Origin of the sequence: Helicobacter pylori, from assembly GCF_002832345.1 — a bacterium.
Taxonomy (GTDB): domain Bacteria; phylum Campylobacterota; class Campylobacteria; order Campylobacterales; family Helicobacteraceae; genus Helicobacter; species Helicobacter pylori_CP.
Genome location: NZ_PHLZ01000037.1, coordinates 1 through 9,232 on the forward strand (window position 1 = coordinate 1; position 9,232 = coordinate 9,232).

Annotated in this window: 9 protein-coding genes and 3 pseudogenes; 6 read left to right on the plus strand and 6 right to left on the minus strand. The window is 32.6% G+C overall.

The window, feature by feature from the left end; genetic code table 11:
• Positions 1-114 precede the first annotated feature (114 nt).
• The 5 genes and pseudogenes from CXY28_RS08215 to CXY28_RS08240 all read left to right on the plus strand — a co-directional run.
• A complete protein-coding gene (locus CXY28_RS08215; protein WP_100980437.1) occupies positions 115-489 on the plus strand; it encodes a mobilization protein in 375 nt (124 codons plus the stop codon).
• Positions 486-776, plus strand: coding sequence for a hypothetical protein (locus tag CXY28_RS08220; protein WP_100980439.1), 291 nt, complete (start codon positions 486-488; stop codon positions 774-776). The genes CXY28_RS08215 and CXY28_RS08220 overlap by 4 nt, the downstream gene beginning before the upstream one ends.
• Positions 777-1,334 carry a hypothetical protein gene (locus CXY28_RS08225; RefSeq protein WP_100980441.1) on the plus strand — a complete coding sequence of 186 codons (558 nt, stop codon included), beginning with the start codon at positions 777-779 and terminating at the stop codon, positions 1,332-1,334.
• A pseudogene (locus tag CXY28_RS08230) lies at positions 1,335-2,657 on the plus strand (type IV secretory system conjugative DNA transfer family protein); the annotation flags it as partial.
• A 271-nt stretch (positions 2,658-2,928) separates the two neighbouring features.
• Positions 2,929-3,330: pseudogene (locus tag CXY28_RS08240) on the plus strand (type IV secretory system conjugative DNA transfer family protein); the annotation flags it as partial.
• A 325-nt stretch (positions 3,331-3,655) separates the two neighbouring features.
• Here the strand turns inward: CXY28_RS08240 and CXY28_RS08245 are convergent.
• Together CXY28_RS08245 and CXY28_RS08250 are read right to left on the minus strand one after the other, a co-directional pair.
• Complete coding sequence (locus CXY28_RS08245) at positions 3,656-3,937, minus strand: type II toxin-antitoxin system RelE/ParE family toxin (protein WP_100980445.1); 282 nt, start codon at positions 3,935-3,937, stop codon at positions 3,656-3,658.
• On the minus strand, positions 3,930-4,244 hold the full coding sequence (locus CXY28_RS08250) for a hypothetical protein (protein WP_100980447.1): 315 nt from the start codon (positions 4,242-4,244) through the stop codon (positions 3,930-3,932). Before CXY28_RS08250 ends, CXY28_RS08245 begins: the two co-directional genes overlap by 8 nt.
• Before the next feature lie 336 nt (positions 4,245-4,580).
• On the opposite strand from CXY28_RS08250, the gene CXY28_RS08255 reads away from it, so the two are divergent.
• Positions 4,581-6,491 (plus strand): relaxase/mobilization nuclease domain-containing protein, encoded by a 1,911-nt coding sequence (locus CXY28_RS08255; protein ID WP_100980449.1) that lies wholly within the window; start codon positions 4,581-4,583, stop codon positions 6,489-6,491.
• 23 nt (positions 6,492-6,514) lie between these two features.
• On the opposite strand, the gene CXY28_RS08260 is transcribed toward CXY28_RS08255, so the two are convergent.
• The 4 genes and pseudogenes from CXY28_RS08260 to CXY28_RS08275 form a co-directional block, all read right to left on the minus strand.
• Positions 6,515-7,699, minus strand: a complete 1,185-nt coding sequence (locus CXY28_RS08260) for a hypothetical protein (RefSeq protein ID WP_100980451.1) — start codon at positions 7,697-7,699, stop codon at positions 6,515-6,517.
• A 31-nt stretch (positions 7,700-7,730) separates the two neighbouring features.
• Positions 7,731-8,015: a hypothetical protein gene (locus CXY28_RS08265; protein ID WP_000394639.1), complete on the minus strand. Its 285-nt coding sequence runs from the start codon at positions 8,013-8,015 to the stop codon at positions 7,731-7,733.
• Positions 8,016-8,096: 81 nt separating this feature from the next.
• Positions 8,097-8,753 (minus strand): ParA family protein, encoded by a 657-nt coding sequence (locus CXY28_RS08270; protein ID WP_100980453.1) that lies wholly within the window; start codon positions 8,751-8,753, stop codon positions 8,097-8,099.
• Positions 8,754-9,017: 264 nt separating this feature from the next.
• A pseudogene (locus CXY28_RS08275) lies at positions 9,018-9,232 on the minus strand (helicase); the annotation flags it as partial.

The window sequence follows — 9,232 nt, forward strand, 5'->3', positions numbered from 1 at the left end:
AGGGAATGCGTTGGAGCTCAAACTCTGTAAAATCCCTACTATAGGGACACAGAGTGAGAACCAAACTCTCCCTACGGGCAACATCAGCCTAGGAAGCCCAATCGTCTTTAGCGGTTGGGCACTTCACAGGATTTAAAAACTAGGCATAACAAGTCTTACACCAAAATTGTAGAAAATCTTATTTTAAATAGCCAAATTAGTTTCTACAAACAGCAAAAAATCACAAGCGCTTTAGGCAGTTTAGCGATGCTATATAGCTCATTGAATGCGACTTGTTCTAATTTTAACCAGATTGCTTACCATTTAAATAATGCGGCACTTTTAGGAGAAAATGTTATCCATTTTGGCTTATTGCAAGATATTGAAATACAACTGAAAGCTTGGAGTGAAAAAACAAAAATTTTAAACCTAGCTATCAAAAAAAGCGCTTTCATCGTAGCGCATTGTTTAAAAGGGGATAAGAAAATTTTTAAAGGGATGAATTTATGACAAAAGAAACTGGTATTGATTTGATTAGAAATTATTTAGAAAAAATGGCATCTATTATTAAAAGTTCTCAAAGCATTATCAATGCTCCCCATTTTCTAAAAGATGAAAATCAAGCAAAAATATTACAAGAAAATCTGAAAGAAAATTTCACTCTTTTAATGGAATATATTAGTGAAGTTTGGGTTAAAAGCGAAGAGGAGTTTGAAGAGTTTATGAAAGATGAGAGTTTTGAGAATGATTTTATGCATTTTATGAGTTTATTAGATAGTAAAATCAAAGTAGAATAAATGCAAATTTATAAGCCTTATTGCTATATCATTTCTATTTTAGCCATTCCTTTTATTTTTTTAGGTGTATCGCATTATTTCTTAGATTTTCCTAGTTTTTTAGCGAGCTATAACTATCTAAAAAAAATTATTCTTAACCTACATCATTTTCCCCATTTTAAATTTGAGATTTATTTTTCATTCTTTTGTGCGTTATTACCGCTATTTTTGACAGCCTACTTATTTTTTAATGGACGCAATATGGATAGTCATGGCAAGGCGGTTTGGGCTGAAATGAAAGATATTATTAAATACGAATATAGGATTTTTAATATTCTTAAAGGCTTGTTCTTAATTTTGTTTTTACCTCTAATGCTTGTTGTCTCTAGCTTTACGCTATTGCATGTTTTTATAGGGTGTATATTTTATGAAGTTTATCAATTTGCCAAGAAAAGACCTAAGGTTTTCTTTACGATCTTATCTTTTTTAGTAGTGATTTGTGTCTTAACCTTTATATTTAGGGGGTTTTTAAGCGTAAAACTAACGCTATTTATGAAATATCTAAAAGGATTATTTTAAATGAGAGAAAAATTCAAAACATTAAGAGATAAATTTAAGGATAAAACCAGCAATTTATTCCATAAGCTTGATAGCATTCAAAAAGATTATTACACTAAAACTCTCCCTAAGGCTTGCAAAGATGTCTTTACGCTAGGTTCTTCTAAAAGTTACCCTATGACCTTAAATTTTAACAAAGGTTTTTGTGTGGGGCTATATAAAGGTTTAAATTCGCTTAAGCCTACTTATTATGATGCTCCGCTTTCTACTTTAATTGTCGCTCCTCCTGGAAGTGGTAAAACCGCAGCTGTGGCTGTGCCTAATCTTTTAAATGTGCCTAGCTCTTGTGTGGTGTTAGATATTAAAGGGGAGTTGTTTGATTTGACAGCTGGTTACAGACAACAAGTTTTAAAAAATAAAATTTTTGTGTTTGATCCCTTAGGAAATGATAACACGCTTAAATTCAATCCGTTTGACAAACGCATTGTAGAAAAATTAGATTTTAACCGAAAGCGAAGGCTTGTAGATGAAGTGGGTAATACTATTTTTGCTGAAGATGGGGCAAATAAAGACCCTCATTGGACACAGCAAGCTAAAAATTTATTTGTCTTTTACGCTCTTTATGATTTGTGCGTGCATAACACCAGCACCTTTTTTGAAATTGCAAGCGCTCCTATAAAAAATTATGTCCCCTTAATCAATCCACAAAGCCGATTTTATACTGAATTATATGAGTGTCAAAGTAGCGATAATGGTTTTGTTAAAGAGAATGGGCGTTATATGGCTAAAGTAGAAAATGGCGTTAAAAAAATGAAACCTAATGTCAATGTGGAATTGCTATGGTATAAACAAGTAGCCGAACAAGTCTATACTGACCCAGAAAATCCTAAAAATTATGATGGCTCTGTGAATCATTTAGAGAAAGACAATCAAGGCAATATTATAATGAAAGATGGCATGTTAGATCCTATTATTAGAAACGAAGCGAACAAATGGGCTAAGGCGAATGATAAAGAGTTTGCGAGCATTAAATCAGTTTATAGCCGTTTTATGCAAGTCTTTACAAGCTATCAAGTTAAAAGCGCTACAGATAGCATGAGTTTTGAATACGAGGATTTAAGGGCTGACAATATTTCACTCTATATTAAAATAGCTCAAACAGATATTGACACACTCGCACCGCTTATCCGTATCCTTTTGGAAAGTATTGCTAAAAATCTTTTATTGAAAGAGAGTAAGAAATTTGAAGAAAGGGTTTATCTGTTTTTAGATGAATTTGTGCGTTTTGGTAAATTGCCTTTTTTATTAGAAATGCCCGCATTAAGTAGGAGCTATGGTGTGGTTTTAACCACCCAAAGCAGAAATCCCAAATATCTTTAGTGTTTGGGATGAATGCTACCAATTCATGGTATCATATCCCCATACATTCGTATCTAGCGCAGGAAGTGCGCAAAGTTACGCCTTTGGAGATATGATGTGTGAGACCTGTAGGGAATGCGTTGGAGCTCAAACTCTGTAAAATCCCTACTATAGGGACACAGAGTGAGAACCAAACTCTCCCTACGGGCAACATCAGCCTAGGAAGCCCAATCGTCTTTAGCGGTTGGGCACTTCACTTTTTATCACGCAATCCAACGCTCTTATTGAAAAATATTACGGCAAAGAAGATGCAAGAATTGTTAATAGCACCGTGGCTTACAAAATAATTTTCAAAATGGATGATTTAGAATACGCTAAACAAGTGAGCGAAGAAATCGGTAAGATGACTAGAAAAACACGAAGCCACTCTACAGAAAAAGGACAGCTCATTACCGGAGGGACTTCTAGTATAGGAAAAGAGGCGTGGGATTTATTGAGCGCGCAAGACATTATGAATATTGATAAAGATGAAGTGATCATTTTAGTAAGCGGTCATAAGGCTAAACCTTTAAAATTAAAAGCAAATTATTATTTCAAAAACAAAGAATTACTCTCTCGTATTAACTGGGAAGTCAAGCCCAATGAAGAAGTGTTTTGATGAATTAAAAAAGTTTGCATGAGTGTTTTTTAATTGCTTTTTAAAAATCGCTTTCTACAACTCCTTATCCTTGTTACTAAAAAGAATGCATCAATTTCTAACACAGATTTGCGTTAGATGATGAGTAAGATTTAATTTAATTATGAATAGGATTTATTGTGTTGCTTTGCATGGTTTCCTTTTAAGGTGGCATTAGATTAACATTTTTGTAGTGTCGCTTATCGTAGCTTATTTTAGAAATTAGCATGTTCTATTTTAAAGTTAGCGCAACTTAAATTAAAAATTAGCACGGATTGTTGTTGTAGATAAATTTTTTAGTGTTTGATTACTTTTTAAATAGCTCGCTATGAGTGTCTAGACGCAATAAAACAAGTTCGTTTTCTTGTTTTTTGATTTCATAAATCAATAACAAGTTTGGCTTAACATGACACTCTCTCAGCCCTTTAAGATTGCCGCTCAAGGCATGGTCGCAATATTTTTGTTGGAGTGGTTTTTGTTTTTTTAGGCAATCAACAACGCTTGTAACATCGCTTTCTTTAATACGCCCGGACAAGATATGCTTATTAAAGTCTTTAAGAAAATCTTTCTTAGTTCTGACTTTAAGCATTATGCCTTTCTCTTTCTTGTTTTGCTATTTGTAAAAAATCATTGAAGTCTCCAAACGAAACATCGCACTCTGGGTCATCTTTTGAGGCGATCGTATTTAACAAACTTTGTGTGGGTTCTTTTTCTTGAGAATGTTTTTGGGCTAAAACTTGTCTGATTATTTGTTCTTGCAATTCACACTCTTGGATTTTTTTTATCGCCTTATTTTTATCCCTTTCTGCCTTAAGCAATTGTTTTTCAATAGAGTTTAAGAAATTGTGCAGTTGCTTTTCATTGTATTGCGAGTAATCTATAATAATATTTGACATATTGAACTCCTTTTTAATAAGAGATAGTTAGTGCAACTTGTTTTCATTTTAGCATAACTTGTCATAACCTTTAGCGCTATTTGCACTGAGTCTTTGCCCCTCAATCAAAAAATCGCACATATATTGAAAGTTTTAAAATAAGTTTTTTTGATTAAGTTTGATTTAAGAATATCTTAAAAATGCGTGTTTTAGCCACCTGTAAGGTCAAATTGACTTCAATTTTTACGGAATTGAAGTGTTATCCTGCACTTTAAAAAGGGGGAATAATAATGTAGAATAAGAGCCAAAAAATTAAAACAAGCGACAAAATTTTTGGGAGAATGAAATTACAATAAAATGGCGTTAGAAAAAAGTTATAGTAAAAACTTTGAAAGCGATGAGCTTTTTGATTATGAGATCATCAAGCCCAAAAAGACGCTTAAGATACAATACACTTATGCTAAACGCTACTATAAAGAAATAGAAAAGTTTGCTAAACATTCAACTCAACTGACGCAAGAAGAATTCATGCGTTTAAGAGATCCACAAAAACAAGTGGTCATCAAAAATATAGGCAATATGACACGCTTGCATTCAAAAAGGGCGATGGATTATATCGCTAAACATGGTGAGCTAGTGAGAAATGAATTTTTTAGTGGAGTCGATTATCATGATATAGCAGAGCAATGGAATGAGCAATTTGAAAAAATATTAGAAAATAAGAGCCGTGTTAAAAATTGCGCTTTACATCTAGTGTTTAGCATTGATGAAAATTGTAATGAAAAAAATTTAAAAGCTCTGGAATTAAGCGTGTATCAAACACTCACTAACACGCTAGGTTATGATTATCCTTTTATAATGAAACTCCACACACACCAAAACAATCCGCATGTGCATGTGATTATCAACAAAACTAACAAAATTACCAATAAGCAACTACGCTTTAATTCTAAAGATAGCTGTAAAGAGTTTTACCACACACTAAGAGAAACATTTAAAGATTATTTATTTGCTAACTCAAAAGGCGAATTGCAATATTCTAACACGCCTAATATTTATAAAGCGATTAAAGACATAGAAACAGAGTTAGATACGCTAGAAAAACAGGCTAGAAACAATAAGAGTTTTAGGCATGAAAACTATTTTTATAAAGTTTTGGGCAGTGCAACTTCTCAAATAGAAAGCTTGAAAAAAAGAGAAAATGCCCTATCTGACCATTTAGATAGTCTAAAAAGTTTATTAGAAAAAACACATTGGGAAAAAGAAAATTTCACGCCCCCTACAAATGAAAAAGAACTTAATAGGCAACTTAAAGAAATGAAATGGCTCAATAAAGAAACTCCAACTTCTAAAAACACTTATAAAAAAATTCAAAAATTGGCTGTCTGTAAAAGCCCTTTAATAAAAGATTATCTTTATACCACCAAAAAACTTTTTGCCACACAAAAAAAGATTATAGATTTAGAAAAAGATTATAAAGATTTAAAAGTCTTAAAGGAAGAATTTAGCAAAGATTTAGAAGCTGATTTATCCCATTCAAAAAAACGCTTTGAGCTTTACACTAGACTAAAGAGCATGAGTAAAGTTTTCATAAGTAAGAGTATTGTTAAAAATTTAGAAAAAATTGCTTTAGATTTTAAAAGCGATAGACATAGTATTTCACAAAGAGCTTTTGAATTTTTTAGGTATATGAATTATCAAAATTTAAGCTTGGCTGATAAAAGTAATATATTTTTAGTGGCTAAGTTTTTTAAAGATAGCGCTTTACTTGTTGGTATTGCTCGGCTTGAAATAAAAAAGATAGATGATAATGTTAGAAATTCTAGCCCACAAGACAATTTGTTAGATAAACAGAATTGGCTCAATCTTTTAGAACATTTAAAAAGACTTGAAGAGGAAAATTATTGTTTTGCTAAGAAACGAAAAGAATTCTTAGAAACTAGAGCGATGGAGCTATCAAAAGATTTGAAATTTTTAACGCAAGCTAATGAAAATGATTTGCCCATTTATGAAAGAGGGCAAAGGGATAAAATCATTAAACGCTGTGAAAAATCGCTTAATTTTTTGCAGAAAGAATTACAATGCTTTAAAACCTTATTAAAAAGTGCAAGTATAGCTTTAGAAAACTTGCAAAGCAACCATCAAATCACAGCCGTTACACAAGACACGCAAGAAAACACAAACGCACTCAAAAATACCGCTCAAGATTTTAACAAAACTACCAATGAATCCATAAACCCTAACAATAACCATGGAATGGATTTTTAAACCATCCATAAAATTAAATAACTTTACTTAGCGTATTTTTTAACCAATTCTTCTAAAGTGAAACCCAAGCCTTTGTTATCGTCTCTCAATTGCTCTTTTTGGCAAAGCAAAAAATTTTGCTCCACTTCTTCTTTAGTGTTAGAAGTGTCTAAAAGACAAGTTTTTAAGTCTTTCTGGTAATCTTGTATGAATTTGTCAAAGCGCTCTTTGTTGTTATAGAGTTTGGCTTGCGATTGGGCACAACTCTCTTTAAGGCTGATAAACTCTTCTTTTTTGTGTTCGTTACGCTCCATGCAAATATCTGTGGCAAAAGCGATTAAGACATCTTTATTCTTTCTCAATAACCCTGCAGATTGAATAGCCAACTTGTTTGCATCAATAAAAGGGCTTTGATTTTCCAATTTAGGGTTCATATTTAAAGCGATTTCTTTCAAGCTCTTATTTTCCAAATGCGTTCTTTGGCAATGGGTAGATTTTTTATAAGAGCTTATATAAACGCCATTCATAAGAGCGACTTTTTCTAATTTGGCATCAACTTTTTTAATACAAAAAGAAATAGCTGATTTAACGCTCAATTCTTTAGAGCTAGAATAAGGGTCGCTAAATTTTTCATGCACTTCTTTTTGGCATAGTCTTTCCTTGTTAGCTAAATTGGGCGCATTTTTAACGCATTCTTTGGTGAAGTAAGGGATAATGTATGGTTCATATTGCGCGTATTCTTTTTCAAACGCTTCTAATTGCACGAGATTAATTAGTCTTTCTTGTCGGTCTTTTTGTTTTTCATAAGCGTTAGTTTTATCCATACATTGTTCTTTTAGTTCTGGGTTATGGAAGTCAGAGCAGCTAAAACGACGCTCTTGTTTTTGAATGATAGGCGTTAAAAGAGTGTTTAAATAGGCATCGTTTCTTTTAAAGCACTTACCTTTTAAGCCTTCATTAGTGAAATCATCGCATTGATACTGATCAATCTTTTTAGTGATGATTGGTTCAATAAGCTCTTCTTGAGCCTTTAAACACTGATTTATCCCATCGTATTTTTTAGGGAAAGACCACATTTCTTTTTGGCAATCGTATTTTGGATTGTTTTTAGCCTTAGTCAAGTGATCGTTTAAAATTTGCTTATCTAAAAACGCACACCCACTCACGCCCAATCCCATCAAACATGCTAAACTCAACGCTCTCAACTTTAAAAGTCTTGTTTTTTTCATTTAAGCTCCTTGATATGAAAACACCATAAAATCACAACTTGCTCGCCTTATCTAAAAGCATTTGCTTCATTTCTTTTTTCTTGTGTTCTAAATAAAAAACAATAGCGTCTTGAACAAACACGCTTTTATTTTCTCTGAACGCTCCAAATTCATTCAAATACTCTTCTACGCTATTCATCACTTTCTCTGAAATATAGAGCGTGTGGGCTTTTTTCCTGTCTTCTTTTTCATGTTTGTTTGTTTCATGCTTGTTGGCATTCTCAAAGCGATTTTCTAAATCGCTCAACCTGTCTTTTTTAGTGTTTTTAAATTCCATATTTATCCTTTAAAGTAGATTGTTTTTAATATCATAACACAATTAAGCGTTATTTAGAACTAAACTATAAATTCTACCATTTCATTTTTCGCCCCCTAAATACCCGCTCAATTCATCATAGAATTGAGACCATTCGTTTTTAGCTTTATTGTCATTGTATTCCATCACGCCCATACCTTCACTCACTGAACGCTTATAAGCTATCCTTTCGCTCAATATATTATCCATTAAAAACACGCTTTCATTAGCGTTATTTTGGTTGATAAAATCAATGAGAGCTTTTTTCTCTTTAAGAGTGGGGATAGTAGGGATGCGGTTCATCACAATACAAGCTTTTAAGTTTTCATTCAACGCTTGGATGTCTCTAATCCTTTCTAGCATGTCTAATAATACTGCTGTGTCTAGTTGGCTTGGCGTGGTGGGTATTAGCACCCAATCGCTCAATAGCATAGCCCTTTGGCTTTCTTTGGAATGTTCGCCCTTAGTATCAATAAGGATGTATTCGTATTTATCCATCATCTGTTTTAAGGTGTCTGTGATATTGCCTGTGCGATTAAAGAGCGTGAAATTGGGCAAACTTGTTTCACTCCTAATATTATTGAACACTTCCAAACTCTTTTGGCTATCAGTGTCTAATGCGGCAATATCTTTCTTGTCTAGCAATAATTGAACGCACAAGTTCAAACACAAAGTGGATTTACCGCTCCCTCCTTTTTCATTAGCTATGGTGATTATCATCGCTTATTCCTTTATCATTTTGTTAAACATATTTTAAAGATAAATAGCTTAAAAGTATATAAAATAGAAAAACTTAATACTATTTTATTGTAAATAGTTATGTTATCTATTAGTTATTTTTGAAATGGTTAGTAGAATTTTATTAGTGGTGGTTTTTTGGGGTGTTTTTAAAAAGGGAAAAGTTTAGAGAAAGAATATTAAAAGGCGTTACGCCAAATTCAATAACATTATTTAAAAACATGTTATTGAAAGTATTAGTGAAACTCACATCCCCATGTCATAATCATCATTAGCCGCTTTTTTCATTGGTCTATGTGCTTCTTGGTTGGCTTGTTCTATCTCTTCTGTTACACTCTCATTCTCTAAACTCGCTCTTTTTTCAGCGTTCAAATTCTTTAAGACTTCTTTAGATTTAGGATTGAACGCAGGCTTATAATCTCTGTCTTTACCCATTTTGGCTAAATCGTCTATTAGAGTTT

Coding starts and splice junctions, on each gene's coding strand:
- CXY28_RS08220 (WP_100980439.1), top strand. CDS start 486: ATGACAAAAGAAACTGGTATTGATTTGATTAGAAATTATTTAGAAAAA.
- CXY28_RS08225 (WP_100980441.1), top strand. CDS start 777: ATGCAAATTTATAAGCCTTATTGCTATATCATTTCTATTTTAGCCATT.
- CXY28_RS08245 (WP_100980445.1), bottom strand. CDS start 3,937: ATGCTTAAAGTCAGAACTAAGAAAGATTTTCTTAAAGACTTTAATAAG.
- CXY28_RS08250 (WP_100980447.1), bottom strand. CDS start 4,244: ATGTCAAATATTATTATAGATTACTCGCAATACAATGAAAAGCAACTG.
- CXY28_RS08255 (WP_100980449.1), top strand. CDS start 4,581: ATGGCGTTAGAAAAAAGTTATAGTAAAAACTTTGAAAGCGATGAGCTT.
- CXY28_RS08260 (WP_100980451.1), bottom strand. CDS start 7,699: ATGAAAAAAACAAGACTTTTAAAGTTGAGAGCGTTGAGTTTAGCATGT.
- CXY28_RS08265 (WP_000394639.1), bottom strand. CDS start 8,015: ATGGAATTTAAAAACACTAAAAAAGACAGGTTGAGCGATTTAGAAAAT.
- CXY28_RS08270 (WP_100980453.1), bottom strand. CDS start 8,753: ATGATAATCACCATAGCTAATGAAAAAGGAGGGAGCGGTAAATCCACT.